The sequence below is a fragment of the Mechercharimyces sp. CAU 1602 genome (assembly GCF_024753565.1).
Taxonomy (GTDB): domain Bacteria; phylum Bacillota; class Bacilli; order Thermoactinomycetales; family JANTPT01; genus Mechercharimyces.
This window is the reverse complement of sequence record NZ_JANTPT010000003.1, coordinates 16,179-32,135: the sequence shown is the minus strand read 5'-3', so window position 1 is coordinate 32,135 and position 15,957 is coordinate 16,179. Positions and strand designations below refer to the sequence as shown.

The 15,957-nt window shown below is 45.3% G+C and carries 15 protein-coding genes; all 15 read right to left on the bottom strand.

The window, feature by feature from the left end; all coding sequences use genetic code 11:
• Positions 1-17 precede the first annotated feature (17 nt).
• The gene (locus NXZ84_RS12620) at positions 18-281 is read right to left on the bottom strand and encodes an RNA-binding S4 domain-containing protein (RefSeq protein ID WP_258840697.1); all 264 of its coding nucleotides are present in this window, start codon (positions 279-281) and stop codon (positions 18-20) included.
• Positions 282-393: 112 nt separating this feature from the next.
• Complete coding sequence (yabN, locus tag NXZ84_RS12615; RefSeq protein ID WP_258840696.1) at positions 394-1,860, bottom strand: bifunctional methyltransferase/pyrophosphohydrolase YabN; 1,467 nt, start codon at positions 1,858-1,860, stop codon at positions 394-396.
• Between the two features lie 21 nt (positions 1,861-1,881).
• A complete protein-coding gene (locus tag NXZ84_RS12610; protein WP_258840695.1) occupies positions 1,882-3,546 on the bottom strand; it encodes a putative polysaccharide biosynthesis protein in 1,665 nt (554 codons plus the stop codon).
• A 151-nt stretch (positions 3,547-3,697) separates the two neighbouring features.
• Positions 3,698-4,240, bottom strand: coding sequence for a stage V sporulation protein T (gene spoVT / locus NXZ84_RS12605; RefSeq protein ID WP_258840912.1), 543 nt, complete (start codon positions 4,238-4,240; stop codon positions 3,698-3,700).
• Positions 4,241-4,422: 182 nt separating this feature from the next.
• Positions 4,423-5,499 (bottom strand): peptidylprolyl isomerase, encoded by a 1,077-nt coding sequence (locus tag NXZ84_RS12600; RefSeq protein WP_258840694.1) that lies wholly within the window; start codon positions 5,497-5,499, stop codon positions 4,423-4,425.
• On the bottom strand, positions 5,486-9,022 hold the full coding sequence (gene mfd / locus NXZ84_RS12595) for a transcription-repair coupling factor (RefSeq protein WP_396654044.1): 3,537 nt from the start codon (positions 9,020-9,022) through the stop codon (positions 5,486-5,488). Before mfd ends, NXZ84_RS12600 begins: the two co-directional genes overlap by 14 nt.
• A gap of 140 nt (positions 9,023-9,162) precedes the next feature.
• Positions 9,163-9,390 (bottom strand): anti-sigma-F factor Fin, encoded by a 228-nt coding sequence (locus tag NXZ84_RS12590; protein ID WP_258840692.1) that lies wholly within the window; start codon positions 9,388-9,390, stop codon positions 9,163-9,165.
• A 70-nt stretch (positions 9,391-9,460) separates the two neighbouring features.
• Positions 9,461-10,051 carry an aminoacyl-tRNA hydrolase gene (gene pth / locus NXZ84_RS12585; RefSeq protein ID WP_258840691.1) on the bottom strand — a complete coding sequence of 197 codons (591 nt, stop codon included), beginning with the start codon at positions 10,049-10,051 and terminating at the stop codon, positions 9,461-9,463.
• A gap of 79 nt (positions 10,052-10,130) precedes the next feature.
• On the bottom strand, positions 10,131-10,757 hold the full coding sequence (locus NXZ84_RS12580; protein WP_258840690.1) for a 50S ribosomal protein L25/general stress protein Ctc: 627 nt from the start codon (positions 10,755-10,757) through the stop codon (positions 10,131-10,133).
• 86 nt (positions 10,758-10,843) lie between these two features.
• The gene (locus NXZ84_RS12575; RefSeq protein WP_258840911.1) at positions 10,844-11,794 is read right to left on the bottom strand and encodes a ribose-phosphate diphosphokinase; all 951 of its coding nucleotides are present in this window, start codon (positions 11,792-11,794) and stop codon (positions 10,844-10,846) included.
• 28 nt (positions 11,795-11,822) lie between these two features.
• Positions 11,823-13,196, bottom strand: a complete 1,374-nt coding sequence (glmU, locus tag NXZ84_RS12570; RefSeq protein ID WP_258840689.1) for a bifunctional UDP-N-acetylglucosamine diphosphorylase/glucosamine-1-phosphate N-acetyltransferase GlmU — start codon at positions 13,194-13,196, stop codon at positions 11,823-11,825.
• 160 nt (positions 13,197-13,356) lie between these two features.
• The gene (gene spoVG, locus NXZ84_RS12565; protein WP_258840688.1) at positions 13,357-13,662 is read right to left on the bottom strand and encodes a septation regulator SpoVG; all 306 of its coding nucleotides are present in this window, start codon (positions 13,660-13,662) and stop codon (positions 13,357-13,359) included.
• Positions 13,663-13,752: 90 nt separating this feature from the next.
• Positions 13,753-14,142 (bottom strand): RidA family protein, encoded by a 390-nt coding sequence (locus NXZ84_RS12560; RefSeq protein WP_309495908.1) that lies wholly within the window; start codon positions 14,140-14,142, stop codon positions 13,753-13,755.
• Entirely contained in the window at positions 14,130-14,963 is an 834-nt protein-coding gene (purR, locus tag NXZ84_RS12555) for a pur operon repressor (RefSeq protein WP_258840686.1), read from the bottom strand. The genes NXZ84_RS12560 and purR overlap by 13 nt, the downstream gene beginning before the upstream one ends.
• A gap of 44 nt (positions 14,964-15,007) precedes the next feature.
• Positions 15,008-15,886 carry a 4-(cytidine 5'-diphospho)-2-C-methyl-D-erythritol kinase gene (gene ispE, locus NXZ84_RS12550; protein WP_258840685.1) on the bottom strand — a complete coding sequence of 293 codons (879 nt, stop codon included), beginning with the start codon at positions 15,884-15,886 and terminating at the stop codon, positions 15,008-15,010.
• Positions 15,887-15,957: the final 71 nt, after the last annotated feature.

Sequence of the window (15,957 nt, the reverse complement as noted above, 5' to 3'; positions counted from 1 at the left end):
CTGATCAAGCGTACATTCTATGACGAAGCGATATTTTCTTCGTGTAAGAGCGTATATAAGGTAGGGGATTCCTCTTTCCTTACCTTTTCCTGCAAGGATTCAACGCGGATCGTAATCCGTTTGTGTCCAAAACGGATGCGGATTTCATCGCCAATCCGCACATCAACACCAGCCTTAGCCTGCTTTCCATTCACTTCGACTCGACCTTTGTCACACACTTCTTTTGCTAGCGTCCGCCTTTTAATGAGGCGAGAAACCTTTAAATACTTGTCTAACCGCATCTTCACTTCACCTTTTCTTTTCTGTTTAAGCTAACTTTATACAAAACCTACGTCTAGTAGAGCGATTGTCTATAAGTTTCGAGATAGAACGAGAAATCCCTGCCCCTACCCGTTACTCCTGTGCTTTCGCTTCATCCCACCATTGATCCATCTGTGCTATGGAAGCATCTGACAAATCAATATCTTCCTCTTTTGCTTGCTGTTCAATATGAGCAAAGCGATAAGTTACCTTACGACAAGTGGATAATAAGGCTTGTTCCGCATCTACACCTAAATGATGTGCGATGGCTAGAACGACAAACAAGAGATCGCCCATCTCTTTCTCCTGCTCCTCTTCCCCCTCAGCTTCATATAGCTCGTCCAATTCCTCCAGCAGCTTCGGTCGGATCTCATCCGCGCTATCCCAATCAAACCCTACTTTTGCCATTCGTTTATGTAGTTTTAGTGCACGCTGAATCGCTGGGAATGTTTTCGGAATCCCATCTAGAAGTGAGGATTCTTTCTTTTCAACCCCTTCTTTCTCCGCTTGCTTCAACTGCTCCCAATTGTACAGTACCTCGTCGGCATTTTTAGCTTCACCTTCCGCAAACACATGGGGATGGCGACGAATCATTTTGGCTGATAAGCATTCTATCACATCACCGATATCAAACGTGCCTTCCTCTGCACCGATCTGAGCGTGTAGCAGCACTTGTAACAAAACATCCCCTAACTCATCTGCCATCTGCTCTGGATCATCCTCTGCAATGGCTTCGAGGAATTCGTATGCTTCCTCCAATAAGTACGGGCGTAAACTTTCGTGTGTCTGCTCTTGATCCCATGGACACCCATCTGGTCCTCGCAAGTGTGCAATCACAGCCGTTAAAAAGTCAAACCTACGATATAATACCTGTTCATTTCGCTGCGGAGCTACATAAATAATCGTGCGATTATCCCATGAATCAATACGATCTAATTCATACAAGGGGACCGTTAAAATCCTTTCCTCACCCTCTATCCCTAAACTAGATGCCACTTGAACCACTGTATCATCTGGCATATGTTCCATTAACGATAGCTTCACTTCCGAAGCTGTCAGCCCATCGTACACTTGACAAAAGATTTGATGCAAAGCAGGATCAATCCGTTCACTCTCCAGGTGGGACGCATCCAACATCTGAAATCCTTCGATCGGATCAAACTGTAGACGAGCAAAGGCAGCATCAAGGAAGCTATGACCCCCAACCACTTCTACTTGAACTCCATGCTGATCTCCTTGTTGCAGCAAAAGTTGTACACTCTGCTCCGCTACCATAGGATGACCCGGCACAGCGTATATCACCTCTGCCTTCTCATCATTCGCTTTCTTCATCAAGAGATCCGCAATCTCCTGATAAACCGAAGCGAAATCATCATGCTTCTCATAAACTTCATCCAGCGCTTGCATCGAGATACCTTCCATTTGTAACCATGCTGTAATAGGGTGATCCGCCGTTCGTACGTAAACGGTATCTGCTTGTTGCAACCGCCGAAACATGGCTAAACTCAAATCATGTTCATCTCCAGAGCCAAGACCTACTATCGTAACTTTAGCGATCATGCTATTCCCTCCCTCTTCATCCTATAATGAACCATCACTGTTCTTTTCATTTTCTTTCTCTATAAGACCCCACTTTTCCAGACGTGGAAGGAGGCGTTCTTGTTTCCCAGCCGATAGCCGTAGCAAATCAGCTCGTGTAATCGCCTTACAACGGAACAACACGAATGGGTAGATAAGAGCACCAGAGAACACAGCCACCAGTGAAATTAATGACATCCCCAGTCGATTGGATGCATCTGCTACCAGCATATCCCCTCCTAGAACGACTACCCCCACCACAACAATCATAGCTGACAGTGCAAGCAATATCCCTTTCTTCTTTTCTCCCCAATCAAATACAGGGGCTTGTACCGCTCTCCCTAACCATCGTAGGTTTAGTACTGTTGTCACTCCATATCCTAATATGGTTGCAACCGCTGCTCCCTCAATTCCCCATAACGGTACAAGGAAAAAGTTTAGGATCACTTTAGACCCTACTCCCACTAACAGATACCACGCGGGACGCCTTACCTCACCGTAACCCTGAAGGATGGCCGTCGAAACCATCGTTAAGGCGGCCAGTATAATGGAGAAAGAAAGAATGCCCAATGCCAAAGATCCTTCTCTATTTTCATACAACATCACATTCACCGGTTGTGCCACCAGTGACAACCCTACTGCCGCCGGTAATCCTAGCATCATCGTAAGACGCATCGCTGTTCTGCCTGCACCCTCTGCTCGTTTCCCTTCGCCTTCCGCACGTGCTTTTGCAACGGCTGGAACAACTGATAGCGCCAGTGCCCCCGCAAAAAATGAACCAAATTGAATCAATGGTTGCCCGCGATCAAAAACCCCTTTTACTGCTATCGCTTGCGCCGGTTCCCACCCACTATATATTAAGAAATTGGCAACAGTAAAGGAATCAATGACACCATACAAAGGAAGTGCCAGCGATCCAAGACAGATAGGGAGCGATAGCTGCACCAATTCACGAGCGACACGACGTCGTGAAAACGATCCATTGATACGAAGTTGATGTTTCCATCCCTGTAAACGAAGACGCTCTCCCGTTCGGGTTCGCATCCATCCCAAAAGCAACAGAGCACAAGATGCACCGATGAAAGGAGCAAATAATGCTCCTGCCCCTGCATACACGACTCCGTAACCATTGTCCATCATCCACCACGAGAGCAGTAAGATAACCATCACCCTCACAAGTTGTTCTATCACCTGTGAAACCGCGGTTGGAGTCATATTTTCTTGCCCTTGAGAGTAGCCACGCATTGCTGCTAACACGGGTAACACTAATAATGCCCATGCAGCCGCGCGAATCGGCAGCGTAAGCATCTCTTTGCTCCCCATCCAAGTGGAAATATACGGGGCGCCTGCGTAGAGCAGCAGAAAGGTGATTACCCCGAAGATAGCAAGAAGTACAAGCGAAAGACGATAAATAGCATATGCCTCTTCCTCTTGCCCCCATGCGAACTTTTCTGAAACCATTTTTGAAATTGCCACCGGGAATCCGGCGGTAGCAAAAATAAATAATATGCTATACAAGGGATACACCTGTTGATAGACAAACATACCTGTATCCCCTGTTAAATTTTGATATGGAATTCGATATAACGCACCTAATAATTTACTGATAAAGGCGGCAATCGCTAAAATAAAAGCCCCCTTAACGAAGGAGGTTTCTGTTCTCCCCATCTTTCGTTTCTCCTCTTCTTACAGCAATAAATCCCATTATACACAGACGACGAGAAGAAAGTAAACGCTCCTGCGATACATCCATCTATACTGGGTAGACAAAAATAAAAAAGCAGGCTGTGCTGAGCCTGCTTTCCATGTACAGGTGATATTATTGCTCCATCTGTTTCCCCAGAAAAGCAGCCGCCGTCATTCCTACCTTCTCTTCCAACTCGCCCATCTGTTTGTCCCCTTCTTTTGAGAGGATGACGACTGCCCCGATCGGATCTCCCCCGGATACAATAGGGACGATCACATAAGATTGATAAGATTCTTCAAGATCGCGAATGATTTTTCCTTCCGCAGGAGAATTTTCAACCACTTTCTTTCTTTGCTCCATACAATCTTCCGTCAGTTCACCTACTGGTTTATCCAGGTACTCTTTTTTCGAAATACCCGCCACGGCAATGACATGATCACGATCACATATGAGAACAAAATGTTGTAAGCTTTCATAAATCGATTCTGCATACTCCTGCGCAAAATCTCCCAGCTCCCCGATCGGAGAATACTTCTTCAAAATTACTTCCCCATCGCGATCTACAAAAATCTCCAGCGGGTCACCTTCCCGAATACGAAGCGTTCGCCGAATCTCTTTCGGGATTACTACTCGTCCCAAATCATCGATCCGGCGCACGATACCAGTCGCTTTCATCAATCATGATGCCTCACTTTCTATATCGAATATCGTTTATCAGACCTAGGCTATACGCCGTTTTGAAATACGACCATAGTATTCATCCACTACCAGTATATTATGCGTTGGCATCTATTTACCATTTTATAACAAAAAGAACAACCATAAAAAGAGCGAGGCATCTGCCCCGCTCTTCGATCCTACTTCTCCTCTTTTTCTTTCTCTGGCTGCTCTTCTTTCGATTCACCCTCAGTTGACTTATTCTTCTCTGCTTCTTTTTCAAAATCAGGTAACTTAAGATCTTTCAACTTCATCTTTTCCATATGTTTACCGAACGTCTCCTGCAAAATGGAATCTTGCGCAGCTTGATCTAATTCAGAGTAAGCCCTTTTATTCCGCTCCAACACTTTAATAATGTGGTAACCATAGTCGGTCTTAACCAACTCTCCTACTTTGTTCAGTTCTTGTTTTTGTGCTGCTTCTGAGAACTGAGGAACCCAGCTATCCGCTGTTCCTGAAAGCTCGCCACCTTGAGCTGCTGACCCTGGATCGTCTGATTTTTCTTTAGCCAATTTCGCAAAGTCGGCCCCTTCATCTAATTGTTTCTTAATGTCAGCGGCGATTGCTTTCGCTTCTTTATCAGAACGAGGTTTCGGCTCTTTTTCTTTATCTTTCTCATCTGGGATCGGCTGCTGGGTAGAGATCAAGATATGTTGCAGCTTGATCATTTCCCGCTCTTCTCCTTTTGCCTCTTTCTCCAACTGGTTAACCACTTGCTTGCTTTGCTTTAAGAACGACTCTAGTTGCTTCTTTTCTATACCAGCATCTTCTAATTTCTTCTCCAGCGTCACTTCGCCTTCTTTTTCACCCTCAGCTGGCGGTGCTGCTTTTATTTGCTTCTCTATTTCAGTCATCTGTTCTTTTACGGTTTTATCTAAGTCCTTGCTTTCTTCTGCATCACTAGTCAATTTTTTCTCTACTGCATACTGCTTCAATAACTCTTCCTGCAGTTGCGGTTGTGACTTAATCATCATCTCAATCTGTCCCGGACGGAAGAAGTTCTGCATATTAAGATAAAGATTAAATTCCCCTTGTGTCACTTCTCCACCGTCATACGTAGCAATCACTTTATCGCTAGTCGTCTTTAACGGCCAAGTTGTTTCACTGGTAACCCCTTTGTCCGCTTCTTTATCCTCTTTAGAACACCCTGCTAGAAAGAGTGATAGAGAGAGGACGGAAACAAGCATGAGCATCATAAATTTTTTAATTGGCTGCATTCTGAAAAGCTCCCTTCATTAGAACGAACTCATATTTTATCAGAAATTGCTCTACTATTTCCAATGCCTTCTCGTGAGTGAGGCCACGAACACGGAATATGATCCCGATTCGTTCCCCAGAAGATAAGCGAACCCGACCCGGAAACTCCTGTGCTAGCTGAAAGAGTTTTTGTCCATCGATCGTTTGATTCTGACTTGGATGTAGCTTCATCACAATCTCATGTTCCTTTTGTATCATACTTTCAACTTTGTATCCAATACAATACGCTCGCAGACGTGCAATCAACAGTAAGGTTCGTACAGAATTAGGTATATCACCAAAGCGATCTTCAATCTCTTCTTCTAAATCACTCGCTTCAGCTAGAGATTGTACAGCACGAATCTTTTTATAGATCTCGATCTTCTGCTTTCCATCCTCAATATATTCAGAGGGAATATAAGCATCTGCCTTTAATTCAATCTCTGGCTCCATCGTCTCTTCTACTTCTTCTTTTCCTTCTTTTTCTTGAATCGCCTCTTTTAACATTTGACTATATAGTTCAAAACCAACGCTAGCTATATGGCCATGCTGTTCGGCCCCTAATAAATTCCCTGCCCCTCGAATGGACAAGTCCCTCATTGCTATTTTAAACCCTGAACCTAGTTCTGTAAATTCCCGGATTGCTTGCAATCTTTTTTCCGCCACCTCAGACAACACTTTATCCCGTTGGTACGTGAAGTAAGCGTACGCAATTCGATTTGAACGCCCCACACGCCCTCTTAGCTGATACAGCTGTGACAAGCCCATTTTATCAGCATCATAAATAATAAGGGTATTCACATTAGGAATATCGACCCCTGTTTCAATAATAGTGGTGCTTACCAGCACATCCGTTTCACCATCTAGGAAGTCGAGCATTACTCGCTCTAATTCCGTCTCTTTCATTTGTCCATGGGCAACAGATACACGTGCTTCAGGAACTAACATTTGAATTTGTTCTGCCATCAGATCAATATTTTGTACTTGATTATAAAGGAAGTACACTTGTCCACCACGAGCAATCTCTCGTTCCACCACTTCCCGCACCAATGCTCCTGAGTATTCTAGTACATAAGTTTGCACAGGGAAACGGTTTTCTGGTGGGGTTTCAATAACAGATAAGTCTCTAACCCCTACCATGCTCATATGAAGCGTACGGGGGATCGGGGTGGCTGTAAGCGTAAGCACATCTACATTATGTTTCATCTCTTTAATCTTCTCTTTATGCTTTACACCAAAGCGTTGTTCTTCATCAATAATAAGTAAACCCAAATCCTTATAACTTACGTCCTTGGATAAGATGCGATGTGTTCCTATCACAATATCTACCGTACCCTGCCCAACGCCTTGAATCGTCTCTTTCTGTTCCTTGCGACCACGAAAGCGGCTCAACACACGAATCTGCACAGGGTAATCGGAAAAGCGTTCACAAAACGTTTCGTAATGCTGCTGTGCCAAGATCGTCGTCGGCACCAATACAGCCACTTGCTTACCTTCCATCGTCGCTTTAAACGCAGCCCGAATGGCCACCTCAGTCTTTCCGTACCCTACATCCCCACACAATAAGCGATCCATCGGTTGCTCGCTCTCCATATTTTTCTTAATCTCTTCAATTGAGCGCAACTGATCCGGTGTCTCTTCATACGGGAACATCGCTTCAAATTCACGCTGGTAAGGGGTATCAGGACTGAATGAGTATCCTTTCGCCTGCTTTCGCTTCGCATACAGCTGAATCAGGTCAGCGGCAATATCCTCGACAGAGGATCGCACTTTATTTTTTACCTTGCTCCATTCACTACCGCCTAAACTATATACTTTCGGCTTACGCTCTTCGCCACCAATATATTTTTGCACTTGATCTATCTGATCGATAGGTACATATAACTTATCATTACCCGCATATTGCACTAAGAGGTAATCCTTGTGCAATCCACCTACCTCTAGCGTCTCAATGCCAATATACCGCCCGATCCCATGGTTAACATGAACCACATAATCGCCCGGTTTCAGATCTTGATAATCTTTTATCTTTTCAGCATGATCTACTTTGCTCGGCATCCGTCTTCGTCTTTGCTGCTGCGTAAAAACCTCGCCCTCTGTCACCACAACTAACCGTGTTCCTGACAGTTCAAATCCGTTTTGAATGGCTCCAACAAATATAACCGGCTTTCCTACACGCGGAATCCGCTCATGTGGATCACGCGCTACTTCCATTCCATAGTCGAGTAGAATGCGTTCCAAGCGTTCCGCACGCTCTTGACTGCTAGCCGTAAATATAACACGGTAATTAGATTTCTCCCAGCGTTCCCACTCTGTCTTTAACACGTGCATTTGACTGTGAAACTGCTGCATGCTGCGGCTGATAAATTGTACTATGTTTTGCGGCTGAGTACCTGGAACCTGGCGCATAAAGAGCGAGAGATAAAGTCGCGGATTAGAAATTCCCATGCATTCCTCATAGGTGAGGGAAATTTTCAACTGCGGTAAAAACTCCCCTTGTTGCAATAACGCAGTCTGCCATTCTCCTTCTTCCCGTTCCATCTGCTTTGCTGCTTCCATAATTCTTGCTGGCTCATCCATGATACATAGCGCATCTGCCGGCATATAATCTACTAGCGTTTCATACTGGGGATATAATAGAGAAATATACTTATACATCCCTGTAAATGTAGATGCAGAGCTGAACTGCTCGATCTCCCAGCCCACTTTTTCATCCAGCTTCGCCTTTAATTCCGTATTTTTCGTCTCGTTTAGGCGCTCAGCTAACAGCTTCCTCACCTGTGCCCCTGCTTGTTTAAGGGTGGCTGGTGCAGCAAATAGTTCTTTCGCAGGCGGGATGGTTACAGCTTGATGCTTCTTTTGCGAACGTTGATCGGTCACTGAGAATGACCGGATTGAATCTACTTCATCATCAAACCATTCGATGCGTATAGGATGCTCAGAGGTAACGGGATACAAATCCATGATTCCACCCCGTACACTAAATTCTCCTCTTCTTTCTACCATATCTACTCGTTCATAACCTGTTTCTACTAATCGGTGGATAAGTGGCTCAATCGGACTTTCTTCTGCCACCCGCAAATAAATATGACCTTTTCTCACGGTTTCTTTAGGGGGGAGCAATTTACGCATCCCTGCAAACGGAACAATCAACACACCTGTAAATCCTTGTGCTAGTTTTGACAACACATTTACTCGTTCCGCGTAGGTCTCATGGTTGGAAAGAGCAATCTCCGTTGTCACCACTTCATTAGCTGGATAGAGAAGTACCTGTTCAGCAGGGAGCCACTCCCCTATATCCTCAGCCGCTTTTTGAGCTTGATTTAGATTGTGGGTTATCACGACCATGGGCTGTTTTAGCTCCCGAAAGAGTGTCGCAATATACAAACTACGGCTGGCGCCACTCAAACCAGCAACAAGCTGTTCTGGCATACCCGCTTTATGACCTGCCAGCGTCGACTGAAAGTCGGCATCCTGGCTAAACATTTGAATAAGTGATTCCAATTTCTTTATTTCCCCCTCTCATCGACAAAACTATATGAAAACTTTTACAATGGGTAAAAAGCCGTAGCGAAACCTTCAGCCATGGCTTGGAAAACAATCCGCAATAGCGCAAAATAGCCCTCCTACAAACAACACACTCCCTATTGCAGGGGGTTGGGTAGGAGAGACAACTCTGGATGAAGTTCTAACATTTCTTGGCATGTTTCACATACCACACGAACTTCAGTCTGCCCGGAAAGATCATAGGTAATTATATCTCTGAGCTGATCTGGGGTCAACTGATGGAAACCCAGTCGTATATCGTCCATGTGTTCTTCAATCTGACCCAATTCGATCCGACAATAACGACAAGTATAATGTATAGCCATGCATACGCCCCCAACCACAAGAATATTCCCCTATAGTATCGACGCAAGTGTAGCATAGCTATACATGGTGTTATTCGCCCTGCTTCCCCTCAGCCACAATCCGCTTATTATATTGATTCATCGCTACGAGAAATGAATCCTCCATCCAGGTTTTAACTGCATCCCCCGCTGCCCCCACTGCCTCATCTATCAGTGGACTCTCTTCTTTAGAAAAAGGTGAAAGCACATAATCGGAAACAGGAATCCGCTTTGCTGGACGACCAATTCCTACCTTCATACGCTTAAATTCGTCTGTTCCTAAATGCTGGATGATCGATTTCATTCCGTTATGCCCTCCAGCACTTCCTTTCATACGCAACCGAAGTGATCCCGGAGACAAGTCCAGATCATCATAGATGACCAGTAAGTCATCTATGTCCGCTTTGAGCCAGTCCAAAGCCTCTCTCACGGATTCCCCCGAAAGATTCATATATGTCATCGGCATAAGCAACACCACTTTCTCATTCGCGATGCGCCCCTCTCCCTTCATCCCTTTCCACTTAGATTGAGTCACTGGAATGGCCCAACGCCGACTTAACTCTTCAATCACCCAAAACCCAACATTATGCCGCGTTAAGTCGTAGCGCGGCCCCGGATTACCTAGTCCTACAATCAGTTTCAATACTTTTCTCCCCTAACGTTCAAGTGGCGCAACCACAAGTGGTTGCGCCAACACTATTTACTATATCTTAGAGCAAAAATTACTCTTGCTCCTCACTCTCTTCTTCAGTGGCTGCTGCCACTCCTTCGTCTTCATCATTTTCTTCTGCTGCAACGTTATGCTGTGGTGTGGTCACCGTAGCAACGACTTCATTTTCATCCGTCAAGACTTCAATTCCGCTTTGGATCGCAATATCCTTTACGGCCAGGGAATCGCCTACATCAAGTGCTTGTACATCGACGGATAATGAATCGGGGATATCGCTTGGTAGACATCGGATAGAAATCGTACGAAGAGGTTGTTCCAAAACTCCGTTCTCTTTCTCCCCTATCGGTGTTCCCGTCAATTCGAGTGGGACGTCTACCTCCAGCACCTCGTTCATGGAGATTGCTTCAAAGTCTACATGAACAAAATGCCCTTTCACATGATCGCGTTGCAGTTCGCGAATCATCACGTTAAACGGTTGCTGCCCTAACTGTAAGCTCACAACAGATGAAAGTCCCTCGTTATGCAAAAGACGCTTCATCTCCCCCTCATCGACATGAAGAAGTTGATTATCCGTACCTACCCCATACAATATTCCTGGGACTCTACCACTTCGACGCAAACGAGTAATGATAGAACGGGGCTTCCCCTCTCGTTTTTCCGCAGTGATCTTGGTCGTCATCATACATCCTCTCCTTCGGTTAAGTACCGTGTCTGTTATCAATATACCCCGAAGATAGGGTACTCAAACAAGAGAGAGGGCTATCCTTAGTCGAACAATTTACTGACAGACATTTCTTCATGCACACGGATGATAGCTTCACCCATCAACGAAGCAACAGATAGTACCTTCACCTTATTCAACTTCTTCTCTTCTGATAGCGGAATCGTGTTGGTGACGATCATCTCCTCGATATCAGCATGATAAATACGCTCTAATGCCGGTCCAGAAAAGACAGGGTGAGTACAGCACGCGTATACCGCTTTTGCTCCCTGCTCCTTTAGTGCTGCAGCGGCAAGCGCAATAGTACCCGCAGTATCAATGATGTCATCTATAATAATCGCCGTTTTTCCTTTTACTTTCCCTACAATATTCATCACTTCAGCAACGTTGGGTTCCGGACGACGTTTATCAATGATAGCAATAGGAGATTCTAAGCGTTCTGCTAACTTACGCGCTCGGATCACACCACCATGATCTGGGGATACGACGACCACATCGTCTAAGTTTTTACCACAGAAATAGTCCCCTAGGATGGGTACACCGAGGAGATGATCAACGGGAATATCAAAAAATCCTTGCAACTGCGTCGCGTGTAAATCCATCGTAATCACACGGTCAGCACCTGCTTTTTCAATCAGGTTGGCCACCAGTTTGGATGTAATCGGATCTCGTGCTCGTGTCTTACGATCTTGTCGTGCATAACCATAGTAAGGAATAACGACATTGATCGTACGCGCAGATGCCCTCTTTAATGCGTCTACCATAACCAACAATTCCATCAGGTTATCATTTACAGGGTAGCAAGTGGGTTGAACCACGTATACATCGGAACCTCGAACGCTTTCGTCTAGCCGAACTGTAATCTCCCCATCACTAAAGCGACCTACATGAGCTCTGCCCAAAGGGATTCCAATATGATCGGCAATCTCCTTCGCTAACTGAGGATTAGCGTTTCCAGTAAAAATTTGCAAACGCGATTGGCGCAATTTAGTCATCGCTATTATGCCCTCCATCGACTATTCTTTAAAGTTTATCTTTCATACGTTTTACATACTGTGGCTTAACGGTTTGCCGTTGCCTTGCAATAGCAAACCCATCTGCTGGCACATCCTGATTGATTGATGAGCCCGCGGCGACGTAAGCACCCTCACCCACACTTACAGGTGCAATCAAGTTTACGTTACAACCCACGAATGCTCCATCTGCAATCACTGTCTGCTGCTTTTTTCTGCCATCGTAATTTACTGTAATCGTACCACAGCCGATGTTTACTTTTTTCCCTAGTTTCGCATCTCCGATGTACGCGTGATGAGGCACTTTCGTTCCTTCACCAATATGCGCATTCTTCATATCGATAAAACAGCCCACTTTTGCCTGCTTTTCTAGCTTGGAGCCTGGTCGAATACGTGCGTACGGACCCACGTTTACTCCCTCACCGAGCTGACTATCTAGTACCACGGAATACTGAACGGTTACTGAGTCCGCAATAACCACATTCGTCAAATCTGCCTGTGGTCCGATCGTGCAGTCACTACCGATCTTAGTTGCTCCCCGCAAATGTGTGCCGGGATGGATCACCGTGTCACTTCCAATCGTCACTCCCGCTTCAACATAGGTGTTGTCCGGGTCAATAATGGTTACCCCGTTAACCATGTGTTGGTGAAGGATGCGACGACGCATAATCTTTTCTGCCTCCGCTAATTGTACACGGTGATTTACACCATGCGCTTCATTTACATCATCCATGAGGGTAGCTTCTACTCTCTCTTCTCCGCTTCTCAATATGGTAATCACATCAGGAAGGTAATATTCACCCTGTGCATTATCATTCGAAACCTGTGAGAGCGATGTTAATAACTTCTCATTATCAAAACAGTATGTTCCTGTGTTCACTTCACAGATCGCACGCTCTTCTTCACTCGCGTCCTTCTGTTCAACAACCCCATCTACCAGCTGATCCTCTCCACGAATCACACGGCCATATCCTGTTGGATCAGGAAGAGTTGCTGTCAAGATAGTTGCCGCCGCTTCTTGCTCACGATGATGATGGATCAATCGCTCTAATGTCTCTGTGGTAAAAAGCGGGTGGTCACCATGCATCACCAGTGTCGTTCCTTGTTTTTCTGCCAATAATTCTTTTGCTTGCATGACAGCATGAGCAGTCCCCAACTGTTCTTCTTGACGCACAAATAAAGCACGCTCACCTAGGTGCTCCTCTAATGCTTCTGATTGGTATCCTGTTACTATAATCGGCTGTTTAATCCCTAACTCTTGCAAGGAATCTACAATGTAATCAATCATCGGTTTACCACACACTTTATGCAGTACCTTATGTTTGTTTGACTTCATTCGCGTTCCCTGACCAGCCGCTAAAACAACTGCTTGTAGTTGGTCCATGGAAGGACGCACCCCCGTTTTCTCCAATCAAACTCCAATCAAACTATATCTTAAAAAAGCCTATAATTCAACTGATTCTAACGCAGTTGTCGAGCACTTCTTCGATCATCCCCCTTAAAAAAAGCTCCCCACTTTTGCAGGAAGCTTCTCTCCTATGTATTTAGGCATCTAACGGTAATTGACCTTCAAACACTTGCCTACCCATATTTTTCTCATCCGCTTGAAGGAATGCGCCCAAAACTGCGTCTTCAATTTTCTCCCGCATCTTCGGGGAAATCGGATGGGCGATATCGCGAAATTCTCCTGTAGGCGTCTTCTTACTCGGCATCGCCACAAACAGACCATTGTTACCATAAATCACACGAATATCATGAATAACAAATTCTTGGTCGATTGTAATGGAGGCGATCGCACGCATCCTTCCTGCTTGATTCACCCGGCGTAGACGAACTTCCGTTATATCCAACCTCATTCACCACCCATTCCCTAGTGCATTCCATCTATCTATTCCACAAGGTTGGGTAAGAATCCTTCAATTTAATTCCAAGATTTTTCTCTATAAAGTTGGTATTACAGCTATCGCTTCTACTTCTATTTGCACATCTTTTGGTAAGCGGCTCACTTCGACACACGAACGTGCGGGCTGATGACGATCAAAGTGTGCCGCATACACCTCATTCACTTGCTGAAAATGGTTCATATCGGACAGGAAGATCGTTACCTTCACCACATGATTCATGTCTGTACCTGCCGCTTCTAATACTGCACGCACATTACTTAGCACTTGCTCCGTTTGAGCTGTTACATCCCCTTGGATAAGCTCTCCATCTGCAGTAAGAGGGATTTGTCCCGAAGTATAAACGTGACCACCACTAACGACTGCCTGTGAGTAAGGTCCAATCGCCTGTGGGGCTGCGGTCGTTTTAACCACTTTCACTCCATCCACCCGCCTTCATCATCAAGAATGGTGCCTGTTGCCACCTCAACATCACCTGCTTGTTCGTCAATCGTCGTTATTTTCATCAGTGAAGCTATCCCACTTACTAAGCGCCCCTCTACTTCGGACTCTACCATCACACCTGTACCTACGACTTCGGCACGGAATTCTTTCATCAGGTCGATCAAGCCCCGAAAGGTCCCGCCTGCTTTCATAAAGTCATCAATCACGATGACACGTGCACCTTCCGCCAAGCTACGGCGAGATAAGGACAGAGTACGAATATCTTTGCGTGAACCTGAGATTGTATTGATGGTCACAACCGATCCTTCTGTTACACGGTGGCCCTTTCGCACTACAACCACTGGTATCCCTAGATTGGAGGCGACTGCATGCGCTAGTGGAATTCCCTTCGTCTCTACTGTTACCACAACATCGGCTTGACGATCTGCAAATACAGTCGCCCAAATCCAGCCTAACTGAGATAAAGCAGTCGGGTCACCCAAAAAATCAGACAAATACAAATAACCTCCAGGTAAGAGACGCTCTGGATCGGCTAAACGCTGACACATACTCTGTATCCACTTTTCTGCTTGCTCCCGCTTCATACGGGGAATAAAGCGTACTCCTCCTGTCGCCCCAGCAACTGTCTGCAATTCTCCCATTCCTTCTGTTCGAAACGTCTCTTGAATAATCGCTAAATCTTCACTAATGGATGATTTAGCAGCTTGATACGTTTGCGCAAACTCTCCTAACGGAATGAGGGAATGCGGACGCTGAATCAATTGATAGGTCATATCGACCAGCCTTGCGCTCCGCTTCCACTTCATTTTTCACTTGACCTCCAAAATCCGAATGTAATGTCAAAAATATATCACTTTGTTCGGTTTTGATCAAGCTGACCCAGCATCCGCACCATATAGACATGACGACAAAATCCACGCAATCCATTGACGATCCTGCGAGCTCTCGCCTCTTGTCGTACCAACCCAAAAACGGTTGGTCCGCTCCCAGACATGAGTACTCCTTCTGCACCAAATTCTTTCATCTTATCCTTGATGCGCCCTACAGTCGGGTATGACTTTAACGTGACATCTTCTAACACATTACCCAATGAAGCGCAGATTCCAGAAAAGTCTCCCTGCTCCAACGCCGCTACCATCGCTTTTGTATCAGGACTATTATCGGGAGAAACCTGCTCAAACTTTTGGAATACTTCTGCAGTAGATACTCCATGTTCTGGTTTTGCTAAAACAACCCAGCAAGCAGGTGGTGAGGAAATCGGCATTAAACGTTCTCCACGACCACGCACGAGCGCTGTTCCAGCATGAACACAGTAAGGGACGTCTGACCCAATCTGAGCACCTAATTCAACCAATTCATCTAAAGTAAGTCCTAAATTCCACAACTTATTTAATCCGATCAACGTAGCTGCGGCATCGCTACTCCCACCCGCTAAACCTGCAGCAACGGGGATATGCTTATGAATAGTAATAAATACACCTGGCTTCACATCGTAATTTTCTTTTAGGAGGGCTGCTGCACGATAAGCTAAATTACGTTCATCTTGCGGCACAAATCCTGAAGTACTACGGAGGCGAACAGAGGGCTGGGATGTGGATACTAAATCAATCCGATCAGCTAAGTCGATTGATGTCATAACCATTTCCAACTCATGGTAACCATCATCCCGTTTATGTAACACATCTAACGTTAGATTTATTTTAGCCGGAGCTTTAACCGATATCTCCATCTCAAGGATCCCCCCCATCCGTCATAATTTCATTAAAACTAGCCCTTCTATTGTATCATGTTCTACTACAA

Coding starts and splice junctions, on each gene's coding strand:
- NXZ84_RS12575 (WP_258840911.1), bottom strand. CDS start 11,794: ATGACTAAATTGCGCCAATCGCGTTTGCAAATTTTTACTGGAAACGCT.
- NXZ84_RS12590 (WP_258840692.1), bottom strand. CDS start 9,390: ATGGCTATACATTATACTTGTCGTTATTGTCGGATCGAATTGGGTCAG.
- glmU (WP_258840689.1), bottom strand. CDS start 13,196: ATGGACCAACTACAAGCAGTTGTTTTAGCGGCTGGTCAGGGAACGCGA.
- purR (WP_258840686.1), bottom strand. CDS start 14,963: ATGAAGTGGAAGCGGAGCGCAAGGCTGGTCGATATGACCTATCAATTG.
- NXZ84_RS12600 (WP_258840694.1), bottom strand. CDS start 5,499: ATGCAGCCAATTAAAAAATTTATGATGCTCATGCTTGTTTCCGTCCTC.
- NXZ84_RS12620 (WP_258840697.1), bottom strand. CDS start 281: ATGCGGTTAGACAAGTATTTAAAGGTTTCTCGCCTCATTAAAAGGCGG.
- NXZ84_RS12580 (WP_258840690.1), bottom strand. CDS start 10,757: ATGACGACCAAGATCACTGCGGAAAAACGAGAGGGGAAGCCCCGTTCT.
- NXZ84_RS12610 (WP_258840695.1), bottom strand. CDS start 3,546: ATGGGGAGAACAGAAACCTCCTTCGTTAAGGGGGCTTTTATTTTAGCG.
- spoVT (WP_258840912.1), bottom strand. CDS start 4,240: ATGAAAGCGACTGGTATCGTGCGCCGGATCGATGATTTGGGACGAGTA.
- yabN (WP_258840696.1), bottom strand. CDS start 1,860: ATGATCGCTAAAGTTACGATAGTAGGTCTTGGCTCTGGAGATGAACAT.
- ispE (WP_258840685.1), bottom strand. CDS start 15,886: ATGGAGATATCGGTTAAAGCTCCGGCTAAAATAAATCTAACGTTAGAT.